This window comes from Falsirhodobacter sp. 1013, from assembly GCF_051195255.1.
Classification (GTDB): Bacteria; Pseudomonadota; Alphaproteobacteria; order Rhodobacterales; family Rhodobacteraceae; genus Falsirhodobacter.
This window is the reverse complement of sequence record NZ_JBNJLK010000005.1, coordinates 103,861-129,042: the sequence shown is the minus strand read 5'-3', so window position 1 is coordinate 129,042 and position 25,182 is coordinate 103,861. Positions and strand designations below refer to the sequence as shown.

Below are 25,182 nucleotides of genomic sequence, written 5' to 3'. Positions count from 1 at the left end.
CCTCAGATCACCATGTCGTCCCTGTGCACAAGCGCGGCGCGCCCGGCATAGCCCAGTATCTCTTCGATCTCGCCCGATCGGTGGCCCATGATCGCCCGCGCCTCGGTGGAAGTGTAGCGCGCAAGACCGCGGCCCAGAACGTCCCCTTCCGGCGACAGGATGTCCACCGGATCACCCCGCCCGAAAGCGCCCGCGATGGCCGTGACCCCGGCCGGCAGCAGCGACTTCCCGGCCAGCAGCGCTTGGGACGCACCGGCATCGACGCGCACCTGACCGCGCGGCTTCATCGCGTTGATCCAGCGCTTGCGCGCCACTTGCGGATCGCCCTGCGCCACGAACCACGTTCGCGCCGCGCCGTCCGCCAGCGCTTTCAACGGCCGCTCGACCGAGCCTTCCATGATCGCCATCGCGCAACCGCCCGCGACGGCGGTCTTGGCGGCCATCAGCTTGGTCTTCATGCCGCCTTTGGACAGGCCGGACACCGGATCGCCGGCCATCGCCTCGATCGTCGGCGTGATCGCGTCGATCACGTCGAAACGCTGCGCGGTCGGGTCTTCCTTGGGGTTGGCCGAATAGAAGCCGTCCACGTCCGACAGCAGGATCAGCTGGTCCGCCCCCACCGTCACCGCGATCTGCGCGGCCAGCCGGTCGTTGTCGCCGAACCGGATCTCGTCCGTGGCCACCGTGTCGTTCTCGTTCACGATGGGCACAACGCCAAGGCCCAGCAGCGTTTCCAGCGTCGCCCGGCTGTTGAGGTAGCGGCGGCGGTCCGTCGTGTCCTCCAGCGTCATCAGCACCTGGCCCGTGGTGATGCCGTGGGGGGCCAGCGCTTCCTCATAGGCCCGCGCCAACTGGATTTGCCCGACGGAGGCCGCAGCCTGCGACTGTTCCAGTGCCAGCGAGCCGTAGCCCAGATGCAACACTCCCCGCCCAAGCGCAATGGAGCCGGAGGAGACGAGGATCACATCCGTTCCGCCGCGCTTCGCCTCGGCCACATCCTCGGCCAGCGCGCTCAGCCAGTCGCGGCGCAGCCCGGTGTCGCGATCCACAAGCAGGGCGGAGCCGATCTTGACGACCAGCCGCCGCGCCTTGCGAACATCCGGCGTCAGGGTTGCCACGCTTCGGGTTCCTCATCCACGAACTTCGCCGCCTCGATCTGCGCCATCAGCGCGCGGAGGACGTCCTGCAACCCCGTGTTCGCCACGCCGGAGATGGTGTGCACCGGGCCACCCGACGCCTCTTCCAGCGCTTCACGCCACATCTGGATCGTGTCCTCGTCCAGCGCGTCGCACTTGTTCAGGGCGACGATGCGGGGCTTGTCGCCCAACTCCTCGGCATAGGCTTCCAGCTCGTTCACGATGGTGTGGTAATCTTCCACCACCGTCTCAGAGGTGCCATCGACCAGATGCAGCAGGACCGCGCAACGCTCCACATGGGCCAGGAACTGGGTGCCAAGGCCGCGGCCCTCGCTCGCCCCCTCGATCAGGCCGGGGATGTCGGCCATCACGAATTCCTTGCCGTCCACGCCCACCACGCCCAGGTTCGGCACCAGCGTCGTGAAGGGATAGTCCGCGATCTTCGGGCGCGCGTTCGACACGGCCGAGATGAAGGTCGATTTCCCTGCATTCGGCAGACCGACAAGGCCCGCATCCGCGATCAGCTTCAGGCGCAGCCAGATCGTCCGCTCCACCCCCTCCTGCCCCGGATTGGCGCGCGACGGAGAGCGGTTGGTGGAGGATTTGAAACGCAGGTTGCCCCACCCGCCGTTGCCGCCCTTGGCCAGAAGGACGCGCTGGCCCACCTCGGTCAGGTCGGCGATGACGGATTCCTCGTCCTCGTCCAGGATCTCGGTCCCGACGGGCACGCGCAGCACGATGTCGTCACCGGTCTTGCCGGTGCGCTGGCTGCCCATGCCCTGCTGGCCCGTCTTGGCGAAGAAGTGCTGCTGATAGCGGAAGTCGATCAGGGTGTTCAGACCGTCCACGGCTTCCACCCAGACGGAACCGCCATTGCCGCCGTCCCCACCGTCGGGTCCGCCGAATTCGATGAACTTCTCGCGCCGGAAGCTGACGCAGCCGGCCCCGCCACCGCCTGAACGGATATAGACTTTGCAGAGGTCGAGGAACTTCATGGGGCTGGCCTTCCTGCCGTTTCGTCAGGCGATAAGGAAAATCGGGCGCAGGCTCAACCCCGCGCCGTCAAAGCTTGCGGATATAGGTCCAGGTCGCAACATGGGCGTTGCGCGCGACCGAAAACGTCTCGGCGTCGCCCAGATAGGCGAAACCGTTGTTGGTCAGCACCTTGGCCGAACCCGGATTGTCCTGGAAGACCGCGCCGAAGATGGCGGTGTTGCCCAAGGGGTTGGCCCCGATCAGCGCCGCCACGGCGGCAGAGGCGAGGCCCGTGTTCCAGAAGGCGGGCGCCACCCAGTATCCGATCTCGGACTGGTCGCGGTCCATCTTCTTCAGGCTGATGACGCCCAGAACCTCGGCGTCCGCGCCGCCGTCCATGATCCAGATCGCTTCCTCGCAGGTCGGGTTCATCGCGCGGGTGACGAACGCTTCCATCGCGCCGGGCGGCATGGGGTGGGGAATGCGGCTGGTCATGCGCGCGACGCGCTGGTCGCCGGCGTAATGCCCCAGAAGCCCGGTGTCCGAGCGGCGCACGGGGCGCAGGTGGAATCTTTCGGCCTCGATCACTGGGATCTGGGTTGCGAAGTCGAGCGTCATGGCAGGATCTCCAACGCGAAAAGGGACCGGCTGCGCGCCGATCCCCCTGTTGCATGCAACCTTGCGGTTCGGCTTACTCGGCGGCCTCCGCCACCGGGAGAACCGAAATGAAGGTGCGGCCCTTGAGGCCTTTCGTGAACTTCACATGGCCTTCGCGCACGGCGAAGATCGTGTGATCCTTGCCCATGCCCACGCCCTCACCCGGGAACCAGGTGGTGCCGCGCTGACGGACGATGATGTTGCCCGAGATGACGGCCTGGCCGCCATAGAGCTTCACGCCAAGACGACGTCCGGCCGAGTCGCGGCCGTTGCGGGATGAACCGCCTGCTTTCTTGTGTGCCATGAGGGATTACTCCTTCGTCTCGTGGGCCGTGCGGCGGGCGTCGGCGGTGCCGGTCGCTGCCTTCACGTCCGTTGCATCGGCGCCCGAAGCCAGCACGTCGGTCACGCGGAGCAGCGTCAGGTGCTGGCGGTGGCCTTTCGTGCGCTGCGAGGAGTGCTTCCGGCGACGCTTGACGTAGTGGATGACCTTCTCGCCCTTGATCTGGGCGATGACTTCGGCCTGCACGGCGGCGCCGGCCACGAAGGGCACGCCAATCGTGGGTTCGTCGCCACCGACCATGAGAATGTCGTTGAACTGGATCTTTTCACCAGCTTCGGCTGCAAGCTTCTCGACGCGCAGGATGTCGCCTGCGCGGACGGTGTACTGCTTGCCGCCCGTCTTGAGGACCGCGAACATGGGTCTTTCCTTCTTGTTCCGCGCCCTTTGGTCCCGGTTTCCCGGCGTTTGGTACCTTCGGACAGCGCCAATGCGAAATGGCCTGAACACCCAATGGGGGCCAGACCGCCGCTATATCGTTCATCGGCTCCTCCCTGTCAACCTCCCGATTGCGTGGCACGCGCGCCGGCGCTAGGGTCCGCGCGATCTTTCCGAAGGAGTATCGGCCCATGATCCTGTGTTGCGGCGAAGCGCTGATCGACATGCTGCCCCAGGGCGAGGGGTTCGCCCCCCATGCCGGCGGGGCCGTTTTCAACACGGCCATCGCGCTTGGCCGCCTTGGCGCGCCCGCGAGCTTCTTCTCGGGCCTGTCGAACGACCTGTTCGGCACCCGCCTGTCGGCGGCACTGGAGGCGTCGAAGGTCGACACCGCCTTTTGCGCGCGGTCGAACCGGCCGACGACGCTGGCTTTCGTGACGCTGACGGACGGTCAGGCCACCTATGCCTTTTATGACGAGAACACGGCCGGCCGCCTGCTCTCGCCCGAAGACCTGCCTGCCCTGCCCGCCGACGTGACGGCGCTGTTCTTCGGCGGCATCTCCCTCGTCTCGGAACCCGCCGCCGACACCTATGCCACGCTGATGGCGCGGGAGGCGTCCCGCGTGACCATGCTGGACCCGAACATCCGCCCCGGCTTCATCACCGACCCGGCCGGCTATCGCGAGCGGATCGGCCGCATGATCGGGCTGGCCGACATCATCAAGATCTCGGACGAGGATCTGCACTGGCTGGAAGGTCAAGGCGATCCGGTGGACCTGGCAAAGGGGCTGCTGGTCAAGGGACCGAAGCTGGTTCTGCTGACCGAAGGCGCGCGCGGGGCGCGGGCGCTGACCGCGACGCAGGAACGTTTCGTGGCCGCGCCGAAGGTGACCGTTGCCGACACCGTCGGCGCGGGCGACACCTTCAACGCGGGCGTTCTGGCCGCACTGGAACAGGCCGGCGCGCTGACGAAGGGCGCCGATTGGTCGGATGATCTGCTGGACACCGCCCTTGGCCTTGGCACCCGCGCCGCCGCCGTCACCGTCTCGCGCCCCGGCGCCAACCCGCCCTGGGCCCACGAGCTGTGAAGGCGCTGCTGCAACGCGTGACCGAAGCCTCGGTCACGGTCGAGGGAGAGGTGATCGGGCGGATCGGGCCCGGTCTCCTGATCCTCGTCTGCGCGATGCAGGGGGATGCGGAGGCGAACGCCGAAGTGCTGGCGGCCAAGATCGCCAAGCTGCGCATCTTCCGCGACGACGCGGGCAAGATGAACCGGTCGCTGAAGGACACGGGCGGTGCGGCGCTGATCGTCAGCCAGTTCACGCTGGCCGCCGACACGACGCGCGGCACCCGTCCGGGCTTTTCCGCCGCCGCCCCGGCCGAGGATGGCCGACGCCTGTACGACCACTTCACCACGATGATGGCGAAGGAGTTCCCTGTGCAGACCGGCCGCTTCGGGGCCGACATGCAGGTGGCGCTGGTGAATTCCGGCCCCGTCACGATCTGGGTTGAGGCCTAGGGCACGGATACCTATATTCGGCGCAACAAAGGATTTCCCCATGACCGATATCGCCGAAGGCACCCCCGTCATCAAGCCGTCCTCGACCGAGCATCCGCTGTATGAACAGGTCGTGGACGCCTGCCGTACGGTCTATGATCCGGAAATTCCGGTGAACATCTACGACCTCGGCCTCGTCTACACCATCGACATCAACGACCAGAACGAGGTCGAGGTGCTGATGACCCTGACCGCCCCCGGCTGCCCCGTGGCCGGAGAGATGCCGGGCTGGGTGGCCGAGGCCATTGAACCCCTGCCCGGCGTCAAGCATGTCAATGTCGGCATGACCTTCGATCCCCCCTGGGGGATGGAGATGATGTCCGACGAGGCGCGGCTCGAACTCGGCTTCATGTAAGGAGGCATCCATGTTCTCGATCCCCGGAAAACAGGCGGTCAGCATCACCCCTTCGGCGGCGAAGCAGATCGCGCGGCTGATGACCAAGCAGAACTCGGCCGGGTTGCGCATCGGCGTGAAGAAGGGCGGCTGCGCGGGCATGGAATACACCATGGACTACGTGTCCGAGGTGAACCCGATGGACGAAACGGTGGAACAGGACGGCGCCCGCGTGATGATCGCGCCCATGGCGCAGATGTTCCTGTTCGGGACCGAGATCGACTACGAAACCTCGCTTCTGGAGTCGGGCTTCAAGTTCCGCAATCCGAACGTGGTCGATGCCTGCGGCTGCGGTGAATCGGTGAAGTTCCGCGAATAGGGTTTCCTCTGCCCTGCCTTGGCCCTAGCTTGGGGCGAAAGCAGATGGAGGATACATGCGCGGACTGGCAGCCGGAAACTGGAAGATGAACGGAACGGGCGAAAGCCTGTCGGAGATCGAGGCCTTGGTGGCCGCCCACCCCGCCCCCGGATGCGACGTCCTGATTTGCCCGCCTGCCACGCTTCTGGCGCGCCTTGCATCCATGGCGCAGGGAACGGGGCTGAAGGTCGGCGGGCAGGATTGCCACGCGGCGGCCAGTGGCGCGCATACGGGCGACATCTCGGCCCCCATGCTGGCCGAGGCGGGCGCGAAATACGTCATCCTTGGTCATTCCGAACGGCGCGCGGATCATGCGGAGTCGGATGCGGTCGTCGCGGCCAAGGTGACGGCGGCGCAGGCAGCCGGCCTGATCACGATCGTCTGCGTCGGGGAAACGGAGGCCGAGCGCGATGGCGGCCGGACGCTGGACATCATCGCCACCCAGATCGACGGGTCGCTGCCCCAAGGCGTGGATGCCGCGCGTCTGGTCATCGCCTACGAACCGGTCTGGGCCATCGGCACCGGCCGCACCCCCACCAACGACCAGATCGCCGAGGTGCACGCCGCCCTGCGCGCGCAACTTTCCGACCGCTTCGGGACGGACAGGATCGCGCTGCTTTATGGCGGATCGGTCAAGCCCTCCAACGCCGCCGAGATCTTCGCCATCCCGCATGTGAACGGCGCGCTCGTGGGCGGGGCCAGCCTGAAGGCGGCGGATTTCGGCGGCATCATCGCCGCCCTATCGGCCGCGTAGGACCGCCAGCCGTTCGCGGATCACCGGACGCACCGGCCCCTCGCGGGGCGGGTCGCGCAAGGTGGTCAGGATGTGCGGCGCGGGCAGCGGACGGGCCCCGCCCCGCCAAGACAGATCGCGCAGGATGGTCTGTGCGTCGTCTGGCAGATGCTCCGGCACCTCCTGCCCCGACAGCACGGACCAGACGGCGGTCCAGCAACGGCCTACTGTCCATGGGTTGTAGCCCCCGCCGCCCGTGACGATGTAACGGGGCGCAAGGGGACGCAGCGCCGCCGCCACCTCCATATGCGCGTTGTTGGACAGGGACAGGCGGGCCAGAGGGTCTTCCTCCACCGCGTCGGCGCCGCATTGCAGGATGATCGCCTCCGGGCGGAAGGCCTGAAGGGCGGGCAGGATCAGATCCTCCAGCACCGCCCGCATCTCGGTGTCGTTGAAGCCGCGGGGGACGGGCAGGTTCAAACAGTTACCGCCGCCATCGTCGTCCAGCGTGCCGGTGAAGGGCCAGCGCCCTTCCTCGTGCGTGGAGATCAGGAGCGCGTCGGGATCGCCGGCAAAGGCGTGCTGCACGCCGTCGCAGTGATGGGCGTCGATGTCAACATAAGCGATGCGCCGGACGCCAAGGCGCCGCAAAGCCAACATCCCCAGCACGCAGTCGTTCAGATAGCAGAAGCCGTTGGCCCGGTCCGGCAGCCCGTGATGGGTGCCCGCCCCCGGCACCTGCACGACGCCCCCTTCCGCCACCAGTTCGGCCGCAAGGAACATCCCGCCCGCGCCGGTGGCGGGACGGCGAAACATCTCGGGGAAAACGGGATTCGACAGGGTGCCGAGGTGGAAGCGGCTCAGCATCTCGGGCGTGGGGTGCTCCATCCCCTCGCCCACCTGAAGCGCTGCAAGGTAGTCGGAATGGTGCCAGACGGCCAGCGCCTCGGGCTTCGCACGCGGGCTGGTGCGATAACGGTCGGGCGGCAGCCAGCCAAGCGCGCGGGCCAGGTCGATCACCGTGGATACGCGCGGCACCCGCAGGGGGTGCTGCCGCCCATAGGTCGAATGGCGGTAGATCTCCGCCCCGATCAGGATCGCCACGGGCTCAGCGCTTGCGGCGTTTGTTGCCGCCCCTCTGCCCGGCCCGCCCCGCCGTGGACCGCCCCGAGGTGGCGAGCGCCGCCTCCTGCGCCTCCTCCACCGCCGACTGGCGGGCCAGCGGGTCGTCGGCCACGGCCAGCTCCACCGCTTCCAGACGCTTCACCTCGTCGCGCAGGCGGGCGGCTTCCTCGAACTCCAGGTTCTCGGCGGCCTTGCGCATCTGCACCCGCATTGCGTCCAGATGGGCGGCGAGGTTGGAGCCGATCATCGGCTTGTCCACCTTGGTCGTGATGCGCGACTGGTCGGTGTCGCCCTGCCACAACCCGGCCAGAACATCCTCGACGTTCTTCTTCACCGTTTGCGGCGTGATGCCGTGTTCGAGGTTGTAGGCCATCTGCTTTTCGCGGCGGCGTTCCGTTTCGCCCATGGCACGTTCCATGCTGCCGGTGATGCGGTCGGCGTACATGATGACGCGGCCCTGTTCGTTCCGCGCCGCCCGCCCGATCGTCTGGATCAGCGAGGTTTCGGACCGCAGGAAGCCTTCCTTGTCAGCATCGAGGATCGCCACCAGCCCACATTCCGGGATGTCCAACCCTTCGCGCAGAAGGTTGATGCCCACCAGCACGTCGAAGGCGCCAAGGCGCAGGTCGCGCAGGATCTCGATCCGCTCGATCGTGTCGATGTCAGAATGCATGTAGCGGATGCGGATGCCCTGTTCGTGGAAATATTCGGTCAGATCCTCGGCCATGCGCTTGGTCAGCACGGTCACCAGCGTCCGCAGGCCCTGCTGGCTCACACGCCGGATCTCGTCCAGCAGGTCGTCCACCTGCATGTCGACGGGCCGGATTTCCACCTTCGGGTCCAGAAGGCCGGTGGGGCGGATCACCTGCTCGGCGAAGACGCCGCCCGCCTGCTCCAGCTCCCACGCCGCCGGTGTGGCGGACACGAAGACCGATTGCGGGCGCATGGCGTCCCATTCCTCGAACTTCAAGGGGCGATTGTCCATGCACGACGGCAGCCGGAAGCCGTGTTCGGCCAGCGTGAACTTTCGCCGGTAGTCGCCCTTGTACATCCCGCCGATCTGCGGGACCGACACGTGGGACTCATCGGCGAAGACGATGGCGTTGTCGGGAATGAACTCGAACAGCGTGGGCGGCGGTTCGCCCGGCGCGCGGCCGGTCAGGTAGCGGGAGTAGTTCTCGATCCCGTTGCAGACGCCCGTCGCCTCCAGCATCTCGATGTCGAACGCCGTGCGCTGTTCCAGACGCTGGGCTTCCAGCAGCTTGCCTTCGCCCACCAACTGATCCAGACGCATCGCCAGTTCGGCCTTGATGCCCTTTACGGCCTGCTGCATCGTCGGGCGCGGCGTGACATAATGGCTGTTGGCGTAGATGCGGATCTGGCGGAAGTTGTCGGTCTTGGCCCCCGTCAGCGGATCGAACTCCACGATGCTTTCCAGCTCCTCGCCGAAGAAGGAGAAGCGCCACGCGCGGTCCTCAAGGTGGGCGGGCCACACCTCGATCGCGTCGCCCCGCACGCGGAAGCTGCCGCGAGTGAAGGACTGGTCGTTGCGGCGGTACTGCTGCGACACCAGTTGCCCGATGACCTCGCGCTGGTTGTAGCTGTTGCCGACGACCAGATCCTGCGTCATCGCCGAATACGTCTCGACCGAGCCGATGCCGTAGATGCACGACACCGAGGCCACGATGATCACGTCATCCCGTTCCAGAAGCGCCCGGGTGGCCGAGTGGCGCATCCGGTCGATCTGTTCGTTGATCTGGGATTCCTTTTCAATATACGTGTCCGACCGCGCGACATAGGCCTCGGGCTGGTAGTAGTCGTAGTAGCTGACGAAGTATTCCACCGCGTTGTCGGGGAAGAAGCCCTTGAACTCGCCGTAAAGCTGGGCGGCCAGCGTCTTGTTCGGGGCAAGGATGATTGCCGGACGTTGCGTTTCCTCGATGATCTTGGCCATGGTGAAGGTCTTGCCGGTGCCGGTGGCGCCCAGCAGCACCTGATCACGTTCGCCGTTGCGAACACCGTCGGCCAGTTCACGGATCGCGGTGGGCTGGTCCCCGGCCGGTTGGAACGGCGTGCTCATGACAAACTGTTTGCCCCCTTCCAGCTTCGGACGGGTCAGGACGTCCGGGCGGAACATGGGCAGGTTGGCGTTGTTGTGAGGCATCGGCATTTCCCTTGTCAGGCCCTTGATTTGGTCTGTCTTTGTTCCGGTTCAAGATGGCCTTGCGGCCTTGCAGGGGATTTCGCTAGATAGGTTGATCGGAGGACCACGATGCGCGCACGAATCTACAAGCCGGCCCGGACCGCCATGCAGTCGGGACAGGCGAAGACCAAGGAATGGGTGCTGGACTATGCCCAGGCCACGTCGAGGGAGATCGATCCCCTGATGGGCTGGATCTCCTCGGACGACACGCAGCGGCAGGTGCGCCTGCGCTTTGACACGCAGGAAGCGGCCGAGGCCTATGCCCGTGAAAACGGGATCGAGGCGGAGGTGCAGCCCCCCCAGTCCCGCAAGCCCAACATCCGCGCCGGCGGCTATGGGGAGAACTTCGCCACGAACCGCAAGGGCAACTGGACCCACTGATGTAGTTGTAGCCCGGGGCATAGTTGCTGCCGTTCAGGGCAAAGATTTCCCGGTTCCGGGCAAAGGTTTTGTAAGTCGTCGATGTCGCTGTGATTGTCTTAGGGCGGTCCTCGCCAGTGGAAAAGCCATTCCCTTCCAGCGCACATCGGCATCGACCGCTCCGGGGTGAAGCTGGCAGACACTTCCGACATCCGGCGCGAACTAGGTTGACAGTTGCAGGCCTCCTGGCATTCTTCACCACTTGCACGCTACTCCTCCCAGTTCTGTCATTCATGATGCCTGAATGGCTGGCGCTTGTGGTCGTGCTTTCTGCTTGGCTACCGGTCGGTGTCGTGGTGCTCATCCGCATATAAATAAAGCTCCTCAAAGGTTAGGGCTTCTGCGGATGACCTCTCAGACTTTGAGCCTCCATGCGCCTCGTGCTACCATGCGGCAGGTCGTGGGACATTCCCGACATTCGCTGCACCTGCACGTTCACTCCTCAGATCATTGACATGCGGTGATCCCGGAGGAAAATGACGCTGTGGGGATCAGAGACCTCCCCCCGAGGCGTCAGCCGAAGATCGCGTTCCAGTGCACCAAACGCCCCGGAAGGGGAGGAACGCAGATGCCTGCACCTGATGCATAACCACTGACAAGCTCGCCAAGCTCATTGGCACGCCGAAAGCCCCGCATATCTCTGATCTTCGGGGTGGCGCGCGCTAGCTCATAACGGGCGCGCCATCCGTCTTGCATGTCGCTGCAGAGAAGCTTGCGCCGCAGGGAAAACCGGGCGAGCCAATCGTGATCATGTGCAGCGAGGGCGGCGCTGGTCGCCAAGGCATTGCCGCGCTTCTGCGGTCGGACGGTCTGCCTGTAGGATCCTTCGAAGGGGTCAGGCCGTATGGCAGGCGGCGGGCCTGCCGCGCTACGACAGCGGCCAACTTGCGCCTGTCGATGACCAAGGCCGGCGCCTTTGGATCACTTCGCCGTATCGCCTGACATTCGTGACACTAGCGCCGGGAGGGGAGTTGTCCGCCATTACCCGCGGACGGCATGATACCTGCCGCCAAGGCAATCTGAAGCAGTTCGGCAAGGTTACCAGCGTTGAGGCGATGCATCACCTGGGCACGGTGCATTTCAACGGTGCGGGAGCTGATCCCCAGCTTTTGACCAATCACCTTATTGGTTCCACCATCCACCAGACCAACAAGCACCTCGCGCTCCCGTGGCGTCAGTTTGGCGAGGCGGGCACTGGCGTTTTCGTCGCATGTCGGCCGCACCGCAGCATGACACTCCGCCAAGGCGCTTGCGAGCATCGCACGGAGAGACTCCTCGTCTCTTTCGATCACGTAATCGATGGCGCCTGCCTTCATGGCGGCGACCGCGCTTGTGGCGCTGGCCCCCGCCCCATCGAGCGCGATCGTCGGCAGTGGTATCGCCCGTGCCCTGAGCTCACGCAGGAGTGAGAGTCCGTCTTCCCTTCTCCTGCGGAGGTCCACGAGGACACAACCCGGCGCGAGTACCGCGGCGACGTCGAGAAAGGTGGAGGAGCCCACGAAGATCCGCGTCTGACGTCCGATTGCGCGAACAAGGGCCGCCAATCGGCGTGCCTCGGCTGCGGTGGCGCTGACGATGTAGATCTGGTTCGCTTCCTCCTGTGTCAGGTCCTCTACGATCCCGCCGATACGTATCACCGCCCCCGCATCATTGAGAATCGGGAAGCTCGTGTCGCGTAGCCAGCGGACAGCGCCGTCGATGGGACGGATGATCCTGTAATCAAATTGAACGACCTCGCCGGCGCTTACCAGATTCAGGGCATGTTCGACCTGCTGGCGATCATCGGGATGGACGTCCTTCATCCACTCGACCAACGCTGTAGGTGCCTCGTCGGATGAAACTCCCCAGATCCGCTCAAAAGCGGCGCTGCGGAAGATGATCAAGCCCGCTGCGGGATCACCGATCCAGATCAGGTTGCTACTGTATTTGGCAAAGCTGCGGAACTGCGCCTCGCTTGCCAGAATTGCCATCTCGTTGAGCCTCTGGGTCGTGACATCAACCGAGGCGCCAAGGAAGCCAACGGCGCGGCCTTCTGAGAAGGTGGCCTGGCCGGAGGTTGCAACATAGCGCGTCCTGCCGTCGTCCCGCCCGATCACGCGATAGTCCACGTTGTAGCGCCCGTCGCGCGCCGGATCGATGCAGGCGGCAATGGCGCGCTCCACGCGGGGCAAATCCTCCGGATGGATGCCTGCTTTGAACACATCCTCGGTAATGTTGGTGTCCGGCGGGAGGCCCCATATCGCGCGAAGGCGCTCGTCCCAACCGAGCGCACCTGTGATCGGGTCCCATGAATAGATACCAAGTTCGGCAAGTTCCGTTGCAGCGCGTAGGCGAACCTCGCTCTTTCTCAGCTCCTCCTCGATCTCATGACGCTCCGTCGATTCCCTTGATACGCCAACAACCAGCTCGACCGAGCCGTCCTCGGCCAGGACAGGGCCCCATAGAAACGAGAAACAGGCGGCGAGCCCGGACGGGCTGCGGAAGAAGACCTCATCCTCGATCATGACGCCGTCGCTGAAGACCTGATCTATGTGGCCATTGAGCCTGGCTGCGAGCTCTTTTGAATAACCCAGGTCCTCAAAGGTCTTCCCCAGCATCTCGTTGGCCGAGAGGGTAAAGAGTTTCAGGATTGCCGGATTGGCATAGGCCAGGCGCCGTTTGGTGTCGAAAGCATAAACGTAGTCGGGGATAGACGACATCGCAGCCTCCAGAAGGCGGGCGTCTCGGGTCCCCCTATAGCCCGACCCTTTCCGCTTTGATCGCGCACTTTCATGTATCGGACCTGCCCTTCCGGCTGATCTGCTTTGCCAGCAACAGCCTGAACCCCGGAAGGTTCCTTAGGAACCGTCCGGATACACTCTAGCGTCTTCGTGGGGGAAAATTGCCATCCATACCCCCGAAGGAGATCCATCATGAAAGCGCTCGTCTGGCATGGCAAGGAAGACATCCGCTGCGACACAGTGTCCGACCCTGCGATCGAGCATCCGCGTGATGCGATCATCAAAGTGACCAGCTGCGCGATCTGCGGCTCTGACCTTCACCTTTTTCATAACCTGATTCCGGCGCTCCTGCCCGGCGACATCCTGGGGCACGAATCGATGGGTGAAGTGGTCGACGTCGGCAGCGCGACCGCAGGGAAGCTCAAGAAGGGCGACCGCGTGGTCATACCCTTCACCATCCAGTGTGGCGAGTGCGATCAGTGCCGTCGCGGGAATTTCTCGGTATGCCAAAGGTCGAACCGGAAGGCGCATCTGGGCGATAAGGCGTTCGGCCACAGGACGGCGGGCCTGTTCGGCTACACGCATCTGACCGGCGGTTATCCGGGCGGGCAGGCAGAGTATCTGCGGGTGCCATTCGCCGACACGACCCATGTCAAGATCCCGGATGGCATCGATGACGAGAAGCTCCTCTTTCTTTCCGACATCCTGCCCACCGGCTGGCAGGCGGCAGTACAGGCCGATATCCAGCCCGGCGATACGGTCGCGATCTGGGGCTGCGGGCCCGTGGGGCAGATGACGATCCGCTCGGCGATCCTGCTCGGTGCGGAGCAGGTCATCGCGATCGATCATCTGCCGGAGCGGCTGTCGATGGCGGCGGCGGCTGGCGCGATCACCATCAATTTCGAGGAGGAAAGCGTCACTGATCGGCTCAACGATCTGACCGGCGGCGAGGGACCGCACAAGTGCATTGATGCGGTCGGCTCCGAAAGTCACGTTTCCGTGGGTCAGCCAGACACGGTGTTCGACCGCGCCAAGCAGATGCTGATGGCCGAGAATGACCGGCCGCATGTGCTGCGCGAGATGATCTATGCCTGTCGCCCGGCTGGTGTCATCTCCATCATCGGCGTCTACACCGGCCTCGTTGACAAGATCCCGATGGGCCAGGCCATGAACAAGGGCCTGACCTTCCGCATGGCGCAAGCACACGTGCCGCGCTGGACGGACGACCTGCTGCGCCGGATCGAGGACGGCCAGATCGACCCGTCCTTCGTGATCACCCACAAGGTCGACCTTTCGCAAGGACCGGAGATGTACCGGACGTTCCGCGACAAGGCGGACAGTTGCATCAAGGTCATGCTCCGGCCCTAAACGATCCAGCCCTACGAGGTGTCACCATGTCACTCACCAATGTCACACACATCGCCCGTTCGGACGGGGATCCCAGGATCCAGCGCAAGGGTCCAAGCTCGCTCACCGGCGCCGACCGGCTGGCCCGCACGCTCGGCTGGATCTCGATCGGTCTGGGCGTCATAGAGCTGGTGGCGCCCGGGAGGCTGGCCCGCACGCTCGGGCTTGAGGGGAAAGAAGGGCTGATCCGCGCCTATGGCGCGCGCGAGCTGGCGAGCGCAGTCCCCACCTTGTCCATGGACAAGCAGGTCGGCCTCGCGTTGCGGATCGGGGGCGATGTGCTCGATCTCGGCACGCTCGCCCCGGCGCTGCATCCCGACAATCCCAAGCGGGACAACGCGGCAATTGCGACCGCGATCGTTGTCGGGATCACCTTGCTTGACCTCGTCGCCTATGCCGGGGTCAAGGCTGCGCATCGCCGCGAGCCGGGGAGCGGACGCGACTATTCCGACCGCAGCGGCCTTCCGCGCGGCCCGCAAGCCTCGCGCGGCCTTGCGCGCAACGACTTCAAGACGCCGCCGGCTTACCAGGCAGAAGGTATGGTCGCCCCCGCGCTTCCCTAGCAAGCCATGCAGCCCAAAGTGACGGCATGGAGGCGTCAACCGAGATCTCGAGCGCGGTGGCCCGTGTAGGGCTGATGCGGCAGAAAGGAACCTTCGATGAACGACGCTGCAACGGAGACAAGTCTAGACGCGGAGGCGCATGCGTCGATCACTATCGGCAGGCCTGCCGATGAACTTCGTACGCTCTGGCTGCGACCCGATACGCAATCCCGGATCTGGGCCCATTTTGCGAGAGTAAAAGCCGAAAACGTTCGTACCGCGGAATGGATCGCCCATGGTCCGGCGGGAGGTGAATACCGGTGGCGTACTGATGTCGAGGAAACCGATGCAAACGAGGTTCGCTGGTCCACCCTCGACGGCGCCGACGTGGCGAACGCAGGGTCTTTGACCTTCCAGGCCGCGCCCGGGGATCGCGGCACGGAACTCCATCTTCATTTGCGGTTTGACCCCCCGGGTGGTGCTGTCGGACAACTCACCGGCAAGCTCTTTCACATTATCCCTTACGAAATCGTGCTGACGGCGCTTTATAGATTTCGCGCTCTGGCCCTCACCGGCGAGATCCCTTCGACTGACCCTCAGCCAGCTGCCCGTAAGGGCGGCACCGACAACTAGGAGCAGGACCAATGCGCGCACTTTGCTGGAACGGTGTCAACGATCTTCGCGTCGAGACCGTCGCCGATCCCGAAATCCTGAACCCAAACGATGTGATCCTCAAGGTACGGCTTTCGACCACTTGCGGATCGGACCTGCACCTGATCGACGGCCTGATCCCGACAATGCAGGCCGGCGACGTCCTGGGTCATGAGTTCATGGGCGAGATCGTCGATGTCGGCCGCGAGGTGACGAAGGTAAAAAGGGGTGACCGTGTCGTCGTCCCCTCCTTCATCTCCTGTGGGCAGTGCTGGTACTGCCAGCATCACCTTTACTCGCTTTGCGACACCACCCATCCGGCGCCGGAACTGCAAGAGCCGCTCCTCGGCTATCCAACTGCCGGAATATATGCGTATTCGCATGCTTTCGGCGGCTATGCAGGCGCGCATGCGAACTATGTTCGAGTGCCCTTCGCCAATACGGATTGTTTCATCGTGCCCGACGGCGTTTCTGACGAGACCGCCTTGTTCATCTCGGACGCTGCACCCACCGGTTTCATGGGAGCAGATTTCTGCAACATCCAGAGGGGCGACGTGATCGCGGTCTGGGGCTGCGGGGGCGTAGGTTTGATGGCGCAGCAAAGCGCGATGATCCTCGGCGCTGAACGCATGATCGCGATCGACCGGTATCCTGAGCGGCTGGCTCAGGCGGAAGCGTTCGGTGCGATACCGATCGACTATACAAAGGTCGATGTCGTCGAAGCGTTGAAAGAACTGACGGGCGGGCGCGGCCCAGATGCATGCATCGATGCAGTTGGCATGGAGGCTGGCGGGACCGGGCTTCAGCAAGCCTACGATCGGGTAAAGCAGGCGCTTCACATGGAGACGGATCGCGGCGCGGCGCTGCGGCAGGCCATGCTAGCGGTCCGTAAGGGCGGCACGCTTTCGATACTCGGCGTTTATGGCCTGATGGACAAGTTCCCCCTAGGGCTACTGATGAACAAGGGCGTGACCGTCCGGACGGCTCAGCAGCATGGACAGGCCTATGTTCCGCGCCTGCTTGAGCATGCGCAGCGTGGCGAACTGACACCTGCTGCTTTGGCCACACATCGCTTCTCGCTGGAGGAGAGCCCAACCGGCTATCACATGTTCAAGTACAAGGAAGACGGCTGCCTTCGGGCGGTATTCGTTCCATGAAGCGCGGGCCAGGTGCTGTCATGTCTGGATGGCTCCCATGACGAACTCTGCCCAGATACGCCACCGTGGAGCTAAATGCGGCGTTACCGCCTGGCCACGCATTCCTCAACGTCTACCGGACGGGCGGCGCTCTTGGGAAGCACACATGATACCCGTAAACTCCATAACATCATGTTAGGTAGGTTGAAAACATCTGCTGGCGATCTTGAGTCCTTCTGCGGTCTTGCCGAGAGCGCCGCTGGATGCCGTTCGGGTCCCGGGCATCCTTAAAGCGCGTGCTGAACACCTTGGAGACTGCCAGCCGGCTTCAGGCGCCGGAGAACTGGCGCCCTTGCGACATCGTAAGACGGGCGATGATCTGTATCGTATCGTCATGGCCGTTCACCGGGCCGTCCGCCTTCCCGCTGACCCCCATGGATCGGGAAGGCCGGTTGCTGCCCGATGTTCTGGAACGGCATCTTGAACGTATAGTGGAGGCGGGTTCGGCTTCGGTCGGTCTCCTTGGCAGCACGGGCAGTTACGCCTATCCCATTACTGCGGAACGCAAGGATGTCGTTCGTGTCGCCGCCACGGTCTTGGCAGGGCGGATACCGCTGATCGCGGGGGCGCCAGGGCGCTTCGGACTGACGAGGCGGTGGACCTTGCCCGATACGCGGCCGAGGCGGGGGCACGGGGGCTCTTGCTCGCACCGATGTCCTACCAGAATCTGACCGACGAAGAGGTATACACGCACTTCAAGGCCGTCGCGACGGCGGGCGGATTGCGCCTGTGCATCTACAATAACCCTGGCACGACGAACTTCACCTTCAGCCACGGTCTGCTCGCCCGCCTGTCGGAGCGTCCGAACGTGGCAGGGGTAAAGATGCCGCTGCCCGCCGACGGCGATTCCGCCGGTGAACTAGCAGCACTGCGAGCTGTCACACCCTCCGACTTTTCGATCGGATACAGCGGAGACCGGGGGGCGAAAGACGCGCTGCTGGCGGGGGCGGACGTGGTTCAGTGTTGTCGCTGATCTCTTGCCCGGCGAGGCACTTCGCCGCACCCGTGCCGCGATGGATTCCGGGGCCGAGGAGGCCGCCCAGATCGATCAGGCGCTTGGTCCGCTCTGGACGCTTTTCAGGGAGTTCGGCAGTTTCCGCGTGATGTATGCTATCGCAGATCATCTTGACGGGAAGGGCATCGAGCCAATGCGACCAGTAAAGCCGCTTCCTACGGAGGTTCATGAACGGGTGGGTGCTGCGCTGTCTTGCCTGAAGGGAAGCGAAGCAGCCCAAGTCGATGTTAATCTAGAAAAGCCTTCCAGCCATGCTGTGCTGAATGACGGCTTTGGGCTCTACATCTATCGCCCCGCTGACCCATGATCCGGTCGGGCTGCGATGTCGGATGTCTCCGCCCACCCGGATCATGCTACTGGACCGCCATTGTCGCGTTTGATGTGGAACTCGCACGCCTACGTAACCGGCGCTTGGCGGCAAGACGCCTACGTCGTGCCGAGCCTGCGTGATGTGGCCATGAAGATTCCAGATCAGGCCGTGCTGCCCTTCCAGCGTGAGCATGGTGTCACTGCCGAAAGATGGTGTAAATACGACACTGTATGCAAGATGTCGGGGCAACATTCGTCCGTCTTTCGCATCGAGGGACAGTTCGACTTCCAACTGAAGTCCTTCGTCCGCCCGCTGCTTGCACCGGATCCGCATGCGGTCCCAAGGGATGTCTTGGCGGGCGAGTTCCACGGCGAAAAGCTCACTGATTTCCCGAGCGTAGACGACCTGAACCTCGTCTATGTCTTGCTGGAGGACTACGGCTCTCACCAGGCCGCATGGGCTTATCGGAACCTGACCGATACCGTGCCTTTTATGATCTCAATCTTCGGCATCGAAAAGGGCTTGAAGGGTCCGGAAAGGTTTCATGCCTGCATCGAGGCTGCTTATCGTGACGGAGGCAGACGGGACTACAAGCTGTTGATGATCGACCCGCGAAACCTGAACTTCGGACACCTGCAGCCAGACGCGATCCCTGTCGATTACGTTGCAGCAGGCATGAGCCCGATGATTGAGATCGCGCGTTCGGAGATGGAAACAATGGCCGAAAGCGGCGCCGAACGCTGCCCCCCCAGGGCCGACCTGCCTGATCTAAGCTGAGGCGGGCGGCCACCAACAGCACGACGCACGATCATGCTCCGGACCAATCACATGCGCCGGACGAGACGCGCAGCATTCGGATCATAGACGAAGTCCGTGATCGTGCCGTCCATGATCTTCTGCACAGCCTCATCAATGACGAACTCCGGCACAAGGAACCATTCCCGCGGCGAAGTCCGGCGCCGCAGGCGGTCCGGGATCTGGATCCCGATCTGCGCAGGGCCAATGATCCGGTGGATCAGGTTCTCAAGCTTGGTCCGGTTGATGTTGAAGAGCCGGTAGGTCCCCGCGACATCGACAGGTGCCATCAGAAAGGTGGTCTGAAGGTGGGTACGCGCGATGCGCTTCTCGACCTCCATGGTGGTTACGCCGATCTTGTGCACAAGGTCGCGGTTGGCGGCCACCATCGGATGGTTTGATACGCTGCGCAGGACGTAGATCGTTCCCGTCGAGTTGTCGCCTTCCTCCGGGGCGTCGGCGAACAGAGGCCCCGCCGAGGACTCCGTAATCCGCCGGCCCGAATCGTCCTTGTTCAAAGCACGCTGCAACGCCGCATGAGCATGTCACTTTCGGTGCCGTTGTCGAAGATGACCCGCAGGCGGGCGTCTATGCGCCCCTGATCGGTTAGCGTCGACTCTTCCATCTCAGCGACATGCGCCTTCTGTCCCTCGACGATGAAGAAGCGGCCCCGCTGGATTTCCGCCTTCAGCTCGAAGGGGCGTGTCGCGCGCTGCCCATTGTCCAACTCGCGCTGGACCTATTCCAAGAGCGGCTTGAACGTGTCGAAGTCCTCGCCACGCTGCCGACTGGCCACCTCTTCGGCGGCCTCGCGCTCCGAGGCGGAGGGGACGTGTTTCAGATCGGTGATCGAGCTGGCCTCGAACTCGACGCCGAGTGCGGCGAGAAGTGCATCATCGTTCATGTCCCCTTCCGGCGCGGCGTCCGCCCCGACGAGCAGGCCACGCTGTCCATGGCCGCAAGAAGGGTGACGGCTTCCGGCAATTCGCGCAACGCTGCAGGCGGACAGCATAAAGCCGTTCGAAAATATCACCGCTGGCGGCGTGCCGCGGAAGGCGACCTGTCTCGGTCACGAACTTCTGGATGTCCTCGAAGCTCGCAATAATGCGCTCTTCACGAGGCGTCCGTGCGAAGGCTTTTCTGTGCTCGACTTCAACACCGAGTTCGGCAAGCAGGGCGTCGTCGTCATCGGTGAAGTCATTACCCAGTCATCGCCTCCTGCTTCATGCGGACCAAGAAGGCCACACCATCGGCCATCTTCTTTTGCCAGGCATCTGTCGAGGTCAATGACGGCAGACGGCCATGGTCTGCCTTGGACTTCGCAGCACGCTTCGCCAGATCCCTCGCCTCCTCGGGTGTCAGCTTGATCTTCTTTGCTTCGATGACGGCGGCAACTTCCTTCAGGCGGTCCTCGCTCATGGTTTTCGCGAGGATGGCGTAGGTCTCCCCGAATGGATTGATCCGGTCGATGAGGTCAATATCCAGATCCCGGACGCTGAGCGCGAACTGACGGACGCCATCGACAAACGCGGTATTGGCCGATGCTTCAGATCCGTCGCCAACCAAGGCCTGCTTAGCCTCCTGGGTGAAGTTCATCGCAGCGATGGCGTGCTGCCGCACTGCTTCCTGATCCTCTGCGTCAAGCTCCGGGTATTTATCGCGCACAATCTTGCCCATGCGCACCTGTGTCAGCTCTTCTGGCACCATCTCTTCGTCGAACAGCCCGCGCTCGATCGCGGTCTTGTCCTGGACGAAGGCAGTGATCACCTCGTTCAGGTCGTTCTGACAGATCCGACCATGTCCGACAGGCGGCAAGAATACTATGGAATGAGCCTGTGAAAGCACTGACGCGCGCCGTGCTTCTGCGAGAAATCCTCGGCTACAGGATTTCCGGGAAGCTGCGGCGTCACAGCATTCGGGTGTTTGCATCGGATATTCCGACCGCACGGCAGGTGGATGTCCTAAGTTACGATGATCCTGTAGCGTTCTGCTTGCGGTCACGGCAGAAATCATGGCAAAGGGCTCGCAAGCGCGAGCCCTTTTGTTTTTCGCACGATGGTGGGGCAAGGTCCGAACTTTGGTCCGAACCAATGGAATTCATTCCTCTAAATTACTTTTGACCTTTGATTTCGTTGGACAATAAGCGTCTTCGGCAGTAACTTTTCCTCGATCTACCGGGCGCGGCCCGCACGAAGGTTCTGCCGGACCGGGCCACGATCATTTACCTAATAAGGACCGCCTTCGGGCGATCTTCATCTGCGTCAGGACGGGCCTTCGATGAAAACCGACATGCAGCGCGGCATGCTGCTGATGCTGTTCGCGATGGCCCTTTTCGCGGTCGAGGACACGTTCATCAAGCTTCTGTCCGCCGACCTGCCCTACACGCAGATCGTGGCCATGCTGGGGGCGATGGGCGGCGCAAGCTTCCTCGGCCTTCTGAAACGCAAGGGCTTGCCGGTCCTGAAGGGCGGCCTGCTGCGGCCGATCGTGCTGTTCCGCAGCCTGTGCGAGGCTGTCGGCTCCCTTTGCTTCGTCATCGCCTTGGCGTTGACCGAGCTGTCCTCGACCACCGCGATCTTTCAGGCGCTGCCGCTGGCCATCCTCCTGGGCGCCGCCCTGTTTCTGGGGGAGCCTGTAGGCTGGCGGCGCTGTGTCACCATCGTGATCGGCTTTATGGGCGTGCTGATGGTGATACGGCCCGGCCTTGAAGGGTTCCGCCCGGTGTCCCTTCTGGCGCTGGTGTCGGTGCTGCTGCTGGCGGCGCGTGATCTGGTGACCCGCCGCGTGCCCCCGGACATCCGGTCGGAGATCTTGGCGGCGGGGGCCTTCGGCGCGACGCTGATCGCCGCGCTTCTTCTGGCGGTGCACCTGAAGCAGGTCTTCCTGTGGCCGGACCTGCGGCAATGGATGCTCGTGATCGGGTGCTGGGCGTCGGGCGTCACCGCCTATGCCGCGCTGGTGGCCGCCACCCGGCAAAGCGACGCGTCGGCCTTGGCGCCGTTGCGCTATGCCCGGCTGGTCTTCGCCCTGATCTTCGGTGTCCTGGTCTTCCACGAGCGCCCCGACGCCCTGACCCTGATCGGGGCCGCGATCATCGTGCTGTCCGGCTGCTACGCGATGTGGCGGGAAGCGACGCTGCGGCGCCGTAACCGGGATACGATGGGGCCGGCAAGCTCCCTCTGACCGCCTTCCCCCTCTTAGGACACCGCGCCGCTTGTGCCCAGATCCCGCGCCACCGCCGCCACGAAGGCCCGAAGCCACATATGCGCCGGATCGTTGCGATAGCGTGTGTGCCAAGCCATCTCCACCGGGAAGGTGCCAAGATCCAGGGGCGCGGGCAGCACTTTCAGACGGGGATCGCCGGCAAGGCTGCGGCACAGCAGGCGCGGCAGCGTCGCGCAGCAGTCGGTGGCGGCCACCACCTCGGCCGCGGCCGAGAATTGGGTGACGGAGATGGCAACATCCCGTGCCACGCCATGCCGTTTCATCGCCTGAAAAAGCCCGGCCCGCAGGCGTCCGGGCGGCAGGACGTTCACATGGCGCAGGCCTTCGTACTGTTCCCGGCTGATCGTGTCGCCGACCTGCGGATGATCTTTCCGCAAAACGCAGGCCAGCCCGTCGGTCATCAAGGGCTGCACGACCAGATTGACCGTCGGATCGGTCACCCGGCCAAGCGCCAGCGCCGTGGTGCCGGAGGTCACGCCCGTGTCGGTCAGGCTGGCCCCGAAGGGAAGGAGGCGCAGGCGGATGCCCGGCGCTTCGACTTGCAAGCGGGCGGCGAGCGGTGGGATCAGCACCAGTTCGGGATAGCTGTTGGCGGCAAGGACAAACACCTGCTCTGCCTTGGCCGGCACGAATTCCTGCCGTGCGGCGATCAGATCGTCCAGTTGCGCCAGCGCCGCCTGAATGTTCGGGGCCAAGGACAAGGCAAGCTCCGTGGGCCGGATGCCATGACGCTCCCGTATGAACAGGGGATCGTGGAAGGTCGCCCGCAGGCGATTCAGCGCATTGGAAAGTGCCGGTTGAGTCATTCCCAGCCGGGACGCGGCGCGGGTGACGCTCCGCTCCTCCAGCAGCATCAGGAAGATCGGGAGGAGGTTGAGATCGGGCTTCATCCAGATATGTTAGCAGGCGTATATCTGAAATACAGGAAATAAGTTTCAGAAATACCCTTGGCGATGCCATCTGTTGTCCATCGGCAATGGCCCGCAACAACAAGGACGCGAATGATGAAGATCCTCATGGTGCTCACCTCCCACGACACGCTTGGCGACACGGGGCGGAAGACCGGCTTCTGGCTCGAGGAGCTGGCGGCGCCTTATTACGTGTTCAAGGACGCCGGGGTCACGATCACCCTCGCCTCGCCCCAGGGCGGGCAGCCGCCCTTGGATCCAAAAAGCGATGAACCTTCGGCACGGACGGAGGCGACGGAACGCTTCAAGGCGGACGCCGAGGCGACGGCCCACATTGCCCGCACCGTTCGGCTGGACAGTGTGGACGCCGCGCAGTTCGACGCGGTCTTCTATCCCGGCGGCCACGGACCACTGTGGGATCTCGCCGAGGATGGGACCTCGATCGCGCTGATCGAAACCTTCCTGCGCGCCGACAAGCCGACCGCGCTGGTGTGCCACGCCCCCGGCGTGTTGCGGCACGTGAGGAACGCGGACGGCCGCCCGGTCGTTCAGGGCCGCCGCGTCACGGGCTTCACCAACACCGAAGAGGAAGGCGTAGGCCTGACAAAGATCGTGCCCTTCCTTGTGGAGGATGAGCTGGTCCGGCTGGGCGGCGACTTCTCCCGCACCGACGACTGGGGTGTTTATACGGTGACGGACGGTCTGCTGATCACCGGCCAGAACCCCGCATCGTCGGCCGCGGCGGCGGAACGGCTGCTGGAAGCCCTTCGGGAGAAGACGGCCGCCTGAGCCGCATCGACAACGAAAGCGGGTGGCGAAGATCGCCGCCCGTCGGGGTCATCCTCAGATCGCATCCAGCCGCGCCTTCTGATCCGGGCTGAAGACCAGCGTGGCGGCCTCCACGTTCTGCCGCAGATGGGCGCGCGACGATGTGCCCGGGATCACGAGGATGTTCGGGCTGCGGGCCAGAAGCCATGCCAGGGCGACCTGCTGCACGCTGGTGCCGATCTCGGCCGCCACGGCGTTCAGTTCCGCGGACTGCAGGGGTGAGAAGCCGCCCAGCGGGAAGTAGGGGACATAGGCGATCCCATCTTCGGCCAGCCGGTCGATCAGCGCGTCGTCGCCGCGATGGACCAGGTTGTACTGGTTCTGCACGCAGACCACGGGTGCGATGTCCCGGGCGGCGGCCACCTGATCGGCGGTGACGGTGCTGATGCCGATGTGGTCGATCAGGCCTTCCTCCTGCATGGTCCGCAGGACGCGCATCGGGGCGGCGATGTCATCCTCGGGCCCGCCCATGCGCAGGCTGACGATGGCCATCCGGTCAAGACCAAGGCGGGTCAGGTTGTCGTCCACGGACTGGCGCAGGAAAGCCTCGTCGCGCTGAAGGTTCCACCCGCCCTTGTCGTCCCGCCACGCGCCGATCTTCGTCACCAGCACCAGACCGGCGGGATAGGGATGAAGCGCCTCGCGGATCAAAGCGTTCGTGACATGGGGGCCATAGAAGTCGCTGGTGTCGATGTGGTCGATGCCAAGGGCGACGGCTTCGCACAAGACGGCCAAAGCCTCCTGAGGGTTCTTGGGCGGGCCGAAGACGTGGGGGCCGGCCAGCTGCATCGCGCCGTAGCCCATCCGGTTCACGGACAGGGCCGTGCCGGGAACGGTGAAACGGCCGGCGGCCGAAGCGGGGGTGGTCATGCGTGTTCTCCTTGCTGCTGCACGGCGGCAGCAGACGGCACTGGCGGCCTCGCCCGCTTATCTGGCGCGCAAGGGCCTGCCGGAGCACCCGCGCGACCTTCTGGCACATGATTGCGTGCGGGGGCGGTTCTCCAGCGGTGCGCTGGTGCCGTGGATGTTCGAGCGTGGCGAGGAATCCCTGACCCTGAACCCGAAGGCGCGGCTGATCGTCGGCACCAACGGCTCCGCCGCGATGATCGGACATGCGATGTCCGGGCTTGGGCTGTGCATGACCTTCCGCAACTGGCTGGAGCCGCATTTCGCCAGCGGCGCCCTGATTCCGGTCCTGCCCGACTGGTGGCCGGAGTTCGGGGGGCCGCACCTTTATTATCATGGTCGCCGCCCGCCCGCGCCGTTGCGGGCCTTCGTGGACATGGTGACCGGACGGAAGGTCTAGCT

Annotated in this window: 31 protein-coding genes; 17 read left to right on the top strand and 14 right to left on the bottom strand. The window is 64.2% G+C overall.

The genetic code is table 11. From position 1 onward, the window contains the following. Positions 1-2: 2 nt before the first annotated feature. From proB to rplU, 5 genes are all read right to left on the bottom strand, one after another. Positions 3-1,109 carry a glutamate 5-kinase gene (proB, locus tag ACSHZY_RS10005; protein ID WP_435168808.1) on the bottom strand — a complete coding sequence of 369 codons (1,107 nt, stop codon included), beginning with the start codon at positions 1,107-1,109 and terminating at the stop codon, positions 3-5. Then, on the bottom strand, positions 1,106-2,131 hold the full coding sequence (gene obgE, locus ACSHZY_RS10000; protein ID WP_435168658.1) for a GTPase ObgE: 1,026 nt from the start codon (positions 2,129-2,131) through the stop codon (positions 1,106-1,108). The genes proB and obgE overlap by 4 nt, the downstream gene beginning before the upstream one ends. Positions 2,132-2,198: 67 nt before the next feature. Further along, complete coding sequence (locus tag ACSHZY_RS09995; RefSeq protein WP_435168656.1) at positions 2,199-2,729, bottom strand: GNAT family N-acetyltransferase; 531 nt, start codon at positions 2,727-2,729, stop codon at positions 2,199-2,201. 73 nt (positions 2,730-2,802) lie between these two features. After that, a complete protein-coding gene (gene rpmA, locus ACSHZY_RS09990) occupies positions 2,803-3,072 on the bottom strand; it encodes a 50S ribosomal protein L27 (RefSeq protein ID WP_435168654.1) in 270 nt (89 codons plus the stop codon). A 6-nt stretch (positions 3,073-3,078) separates the two neighbouring features. Further along, positions 3,079-3,468 (bottom strand): 50S ribosomal protein L21, encoded by a 390-nt coding sequence (gene rplU, locus ACSHZY_RS09985; RefSeq protein WP_271973713.1) that lies wholly within the window; start codon positions 3,466-3,468, stop codon positions 3,079-3,081. A gap of 209 nt (positions 3,469-3,677) precedes the next feature. Here rplU and ACSHZY_RS09980 point away from each other — a divergent pair, with 209 nt between their 5' ends. From ACSHZY_RS09980 to tpiA, 5 genes are read left to right on the top strand one after another with little or no spacing between them, the layout of a single operon-like run. Continuing rightward, the gene (locus ACSHZY_RS09980; RefSeq protein ID WP_435168652.1) at positions 3,678-4,574 is read left to right on the top strand and encodes a carbohydrate kinase family protein; all 897 of its coding nucleotides are present in this window, start codon (positions 3,678-3,680) and stop codon (positions 4,572-4,574) included. Then, on the top strand, positions 4,571-5,005 hold the full coding sequence (dtd, locus tag ACSHZY_RS09975) for a D-aminoacyl-tRNA deacylase (RefSeq protein WP_435168650.1): 435 nt from the start codon (positions 4,571-4,573) through the stop codon (positions 5,003-5,005). Before ACSHZY_RS09980 ends, dtd begins: the two co-directional genes overlap by 4 nt. A 40-nt stretch (positions 5,006-5,045) precedes the next feature. Beyond that, positions 5,046-5,399 (top strand): SUF system Fe-S cluster assembly protein, encoded by a 354-nt coding sequence (locus ACSHZY_RS09970; protein ID WP_435168648.1) that lies wholly within the window; start codon positions 5,046-5,048, stop codon positions 5,397-5,399. 10 nt (positions 5,400-5,409) lie between these two features. Beyond that, the gene (locus tag ACSHZY_RS09965) at positions 5,410-5,757 is read left to right on the top strand and encodes a HesB/IscA family protein (protein WP_435168647.1); all 348 of its coding nucleotides are present in this window, start codon (positions 5,410-5,412) and stop codon (positions 5,755-5,757) included. A gap of 55 nt (positions 5,758-5,812) precedes the next feature. Next, a complete protein-coding gene (gene tpiA, locus ACSHZY_RS09960; RefSeq protein WP_435168645.1) occupies positions 5,813-6,550 on the top strand; it encodes a triose-phosphate isomerase in 738 nt (245 codons plus the stop codon). On the opposite strand, the gene ACSHZY_RS09955 is transcribed toward tpiA, so the two are convergent. Beyond that, positions 6,536-7,633: an acetoin utilization protein AcuC gene (locus tag ACSHZY_RS09955; protein WP_435168644.1), complete on the bottom strand. Its 1,098-nt coding sequence runs from the start codon at positions 7,631-7,633 to the stop codon at positions 6,536-6,538. The two genes, tpiA and ACSHZY_RS09955, sit on opposite strands and share 15 nt — an antisense overlap. A 4-nt stretch (positions 7,634-7,637) precedes the next feature. Continuing rightward, the gene (uvrB, locus tag ACSHZY_RS09950; RefSeq protein WP_435168643.1) at positions 7,638-9,818 is read right to left on the bottom strand and encodes an excinuclease ABC subunit UvrB; all 2,181 of its coding nucleotides are present in this window, start codon (positions 9,816-9,818) and stop codon (positions 7,638-7,640) included. Positions 9,819-9,926: 108 nt separating this feature from the next. Between uvrB and ACSHZY_RS09945 the strand changes: the two genes are divergently transcribed. Beyond that, the gene (locus tag ACSHZY_RS09945; RefSeq protein ID WP_435168642.1) at positions 9,927-10,238 is read left to right on the top strand and encodes an ETC complex I subunit; all 312 of its coding nucleotides are present in this window, start codon (positions 9,927-9,929) and stop codon (positions 10,236-10,238) included. Between the two features lie 992 nt (positions 10,239-11,230). On the opposite strand, the gene ACSHZY_RS09940 is transcribed toward ACSHZY_RS09945, so the two are convergent. Next, entirely contained in the window at positions 11,231-12,988 is a 1,758-nt protein-coding gene (locus ACSHZY_RS09940; protein WP_435168806.1) for a PAS domain-containing protein, read from the bottom strand. A 201-nt stretch (positions 12,989-13,189) separates the two neighbouring features. Here ACSHZY_RS09940 and ACSHZY_RS09935 point away from each other — a divergent pair, with 201 nt between their 5' ends. From ACSHZY_RS09935 to ACSHZY_RS09900, 8 genes are all read left to right on the top strand, one after another. Beyond that, positions 13,190-14,365, top strand: a complete 1,176-nt coding sequence (locus tag ACSHZY_RS09935; protein ID WP_435168640.1) for a zinc-dependent alcohol dehydrogenase — start codon at positions 13,190-13,192, stop codon at positions 14,363-14,365. Between the two features lie 26 nt (positions 14,366-14,391). Beyond that, positions 14,392-14,967 (top strand): hypothetical protein, encoded by a 576-nt coding sequence (locus ACSHZY_RS09930; protein ID WP_435168638.1) that lies wholly within the window; start codon positions 14,392-14,394, stop codon positions 14,965-14,967. A 96-nt stretch (positions 14,968-15,063) separates the two neighbouring features. Beyond that, positions 15,064-15,579 (top strand): SRPBCC family protein, encoded by a 516-nt coding sequence (locus tag ACSHZY_RS09925; RefSeq protein WP_435168636.1) that lies wholly within the window; start codon positions 15,064-15,066, stop codon positions 15,577-15,579. 11 nt (positions 15,580-15,590) lie between these two features. Beyond that, positions 15,591-16,754: a zinc-dependent alcohol dehydrogenase gene (locus ACSHZY_RS09920; protein ID WP_435168634.1), complete on the top strand. Its 1,164-nt coding sequence runs from the start codon at positions 15,591-15,593 to the stop codon at positions 16,752-16,754. A gap of 242 nt (positions 16,755-16,996) precedes the next feature. After that, positions 16,997-17,464 carry a dihydrodipicolinate synthase family protein gene (locus ACSHZY_RS09915; RefSeq protein WP_435168632.1) on the top strand — a complete coding sequence of 156 codons (468 nt, stop codon included), beginning with the start codon at positions 16,997-16,999 and terminating at the stop codon, positions 17,462-17,464. Then, complete coding sequence (locus ACSHZY_RS09910) at positions 17,389-17,766, top strand: dihydrodipicolinate synthase family protein (protein ID WP_435168630.1); 378 nt, start codon at positions 17,389-17,391, stop codon at positions 17,764-17,766. Before ACSHZY_RS09915 ends, ACSHZY_RS09910 begins: the two co-directional genes overlap by 76 nt. Before the next feature lie 4 nt (positions 17,767-17,770). Further along, complete coding sequence (locus ACSHZY_RS09905; RefSeq protein WP_435168628.1) at positions 17,771-18,115, top strand: hypothetical protein; 345 nt, start codon at positions 17,771-17,773, stop codon at positions 18,113-18,115. Between the two features lie 15 nt (positions 18,116-18,130). Then, positions 18,131-18,895 (top strand): hypothetical protein, encoded by a 765-nt coding sequence (locus ACSHZY_RS09900; protein ID WP_435168626.1) that lies wholly within the window; start codon positions 18,131-18,133, stop codon positions 18,893-18,895. A gap of 47 nt (positions 18,896-18,942) precedes the next feature. On the opposite strand, the gene ACSHZY_RS09895 is transcribed toward ACSHZY_RS09900, so the two are convergent. The 4 genes from ACSHZY_RS09895 to ACSHZY_RS09880 form a co-directional block, all read right to left on the bottom strand. Further along, positions 18,943-19,431 carry a GIY-YIG nuclease family protein gene (locus ACSHZY_RS09895; protein ID WP_435168624.1) on the bottom strand — a complete coding sequence of 163 codons (489 nt, stop codon included), beginning with the start codon at positions 19,429-19,431 and terminating at the stop codon, positions 18,943-18,945. Next, positions 19,428-19,640, bottom strand: coding sequence for a hypothetical protein (locus ACSHZY_RS09890; RefSeq protein WP_435168623.1), 213 nt, complete (start codon positions 19,638-19,640; stop codon positions 19,428-19,430). The genes ACSHZY_RS09895 and ACSHZY_RS09890 overlap by 4 nt, the downstream gene beginning before the upstream one ends. A gap of 12 nt (positions 19,641-19,652) precedes the next feature. Then, the gene (locus ACSHZY_RS09885) at positions 19,653-19,817 is read right to left on the bottom strand and encodes a hypothetical protein (RefSeq protein ID WP_435168621.1); all 165 of its coding nucleotides are present in this window, start codon (positions 19,815-19,817) and stop codon (positions 19,653-19,655) included. Between the two features lie 296 nt (positions 19,818-20,113). After that, a complete protein-coding gene (locus ACSHZY_RS09880) occupies positions 20,114-20,680 on the bottom strand; it encodes a hypothetical protein (protein WP_435168619.1) in 567 nt (188 codons plus the stop codon). Between the two features lie 510 nt (positions 20,681-21,190). Here ACSHZY_RS09880 and ACSHZY_RS09875 point away from each other — a divergent pair. Next, on the top strand, positions 21,191-22,096 hold the full coding sequence (locus ACSHZY_RS09875; RefSeq protein WP_435168617.1) for a DMT family transporter: 906 nt from the start codon (positions 21,191-21,193) through the stop codon (positions 22,094-22,096). A gap of 14 nt (positions 22,097-22,110) precedes the next feature. Here ACSHZY_RS09875 and ACSHZY_RS09870 read toward each other — a convergent pair whose 3' ends face one another. Then, a complete protein-coding gene (locus tag ACSHZY_RS09870) occupies positions 22,111-23,028 on the bottom strand; it encodes a LysR family transcriptional regulator (protein ID WP_435168615.1) in 918 nt (305 codons plus the stop codon). 114 nt (positions 23,029-23,142) lie between these two features. On the opposite strand from ACSHZY_RS09870, the gene ACSHZY_RS09865 reads away from it, so the two are divergent. Next, positions 23,143-23,835 (top strand): type 1 glutamine amidotransferase domain-containing protein, encoded by a 693-nt coding sequence (locus ACSHZY_RS09865; protein ID WP_435168804.1) that lies wholly within the window; start codon positions 23,143-23,145, stop codon positions 23,833-23,835. A gap of 54 nt (positions 23,836-23,889) precedes the next feature. Here the strand turns inward: ACSHZY_RS09865 and ACSHZY_RS09860 are convergent, their stop codons facing one another. Further along, positions 23,890-24,744, bottom strand: a complete 855-nt coding sequence (locus ACSHZY_RS09860) for an oxidoreductase (protein WP_435168612.1) — start codon at positions 24,742-24,744, stop codon at positions 23,890-23,892. Between ACSHZY_RS09860 and ACSHZY_RS09855 the strand changes: the two genes are divergently transcribed. After that, entirely contained in the window at positions 24,743-25,180 is a 438-nt protein-coding gene (locus tag ACSHZY_RS09855; protein ID WP_435168610.1) for a LysR substrate-binding domain-containing protein, read from the top strand. The genes ACSHZY_RS09860 and ACSHZY_RS09855 overlap by 2 nt on opposite strands. The last annotated feature ends 2 nt before the right edge of the window (positions 25,181-25,182 follow it).

Bases quoted from the DNA above. Each gene is read 5' to 3' on its own strand.
- obgE (WP_435168658.1), bottom strand. From the start codon at position 2,131: ATGAAGTTCCTCGACCTCTGCAAAGTCTATATCCGTTCAGGCGGTGGC.
- ACSHZY_RS09995 (WP_435168656.1), bottom strand. From the start codon at position 2,729: ATGACGCTCGACTTCGCAACCCAGATCCCAGTGATCGAGGCCGAAAGA.
- rpmA (WP_435168654.1), bottom strand. From the start codon at position 3,072: ATGGCACACAAGAAAGCAGGCGGTTCATCCCGCAACGGCCGCGACTCG.
- rplU (WP_271973713.1), bottom strand. From the start codon at position 3,468: ATGTTCGCGGTCCTCAAGACGGGCGGCAAGCAGTACACCGTCCGCGCA.
- ACSHZY_RS09980 (WP_435168652.1), top strand. From the start codon at position 3,678: ATGATCCTGTGTTGCGGCGAAGCGCTGATCGACATGCTGCCCCAGGGC.
- ACSHZY_RS09970 (WP_435168648.1), top strand. From the start codon at position 5,046: ATGACCGATATCGCCGAAGGCACCCCCGTCATCAAGCCGTCCTCGACC.
- ACSHZY_RS09965 (WP_435168647.1), top strand. From the start codon at position 5,410: ATGTTCTCGATCCCCGGAAAACAGGCGGTCAGCATCACCCCTTCGGCG.
- tpiA (WP_435168645.1), top strand. From the start codon at position 5,813: ATGCGCGGACTGGCAGCCGGAAACTGGAAGATGAACGGAACGGGCGAA.
- uvrB (WP_435168643.1), bottom strand. From the start codon at position 9,818: ATGCCTCACAACAACGCCAACCTGCCCATGTTCCGCCCGGACGTCCTG.
- ACSHZY_RS09945 (WP_435168642.1), top strand. From the start codon at position 9,927: ATGCGCGCACGAATCTACAAGCCGGCCCGGACCGCCATGCAGTCGGGA.
- ACSHZY_RS09935 (WP_435168640.1), top strand. From the start codon at position 13,190: ATGAAAGCGCTCGTCTGGCATGGCAAGGAAGACATCCGCTGCGACACA.
- ACSHZY_RS09930 (WP_435168638.1), top strand. From the start codon at position 14,392: ATGTCACTCACCAATGTCACACACATCGCCCGTTCGGACGGGGATCCC.
- ACSHZY_RS09925 (WP_435168636.1), top strand. From the start codon at position 15,064: ATGAACGACGCTGCAACGGAGACAAGTCTAGACGCGGAGGCGCATGCG.
- ACSHZY_RS09920 (WP_435168634.1), top strand. From the start codon at position 15,591: ATGCGCGCACTTTGCTGGAACGGTGTCAACGATCTTCGCGTCGAGACC.
- ACSHZY_RS09915 (WP_435168632.1), top strand. From the start codon at position 16,997: ATGCCGTTCGGGTCCCGGGCATCCTTAAAGCGCGTGCTGAACACCTTG.
- ACSHZY_RS09900 (WP_435168626.1), top strand. From the start codon at position 18,131: ATGTCGGATGTCTCCGCCCACCCGGATCATGCTACTGGACCGCCATTG.
- ACSHZY_RS09885 (WP_435168621.1), bottom strand. From the start codon at position 19,817: ATGAACGATGATGCACTTCTCGCCGCACTCGGCGTCGAGTTCGAGGCC.
- ACSHZY_RS09875 (WP_435168617.1), top strand. From the start codon at position 21,191: ATGAAAACCGACATGCAGCGCGGCATGCTGCTGATGCTGTTCGCGATG.
- ACSHZY_RS09870 (WP_435168615.1), bottom strand. From the start codon at position 23,028: ATGAAGCCCGATCTCAACCTCCTCCCGATCTTCCTGATGCTGCTGGAG.
- ACSHZY_RS09865 (WP_435168804.1), top strand. From the start codon at position 23,143: ATGAAGATCCTCATGGTGCTCACCTCCCACGACACGCTTGGCGACACG.
- ACSHZY_RS09855 (WP_435168610.1), top strand. From the start codon at position 24,743: ATGCGTGTTCTCCTTGCTGCTGCACGGCGGCAGCAGACGGCACTGGCG.
- ACSHZY_RS09860 (WP_435168612.1), bottom strand. From the start codon at position 24,744: ATGACCACCCCCGCTTCGGCCGCCGGCCGTTTCACCGTTCCCGGCACG.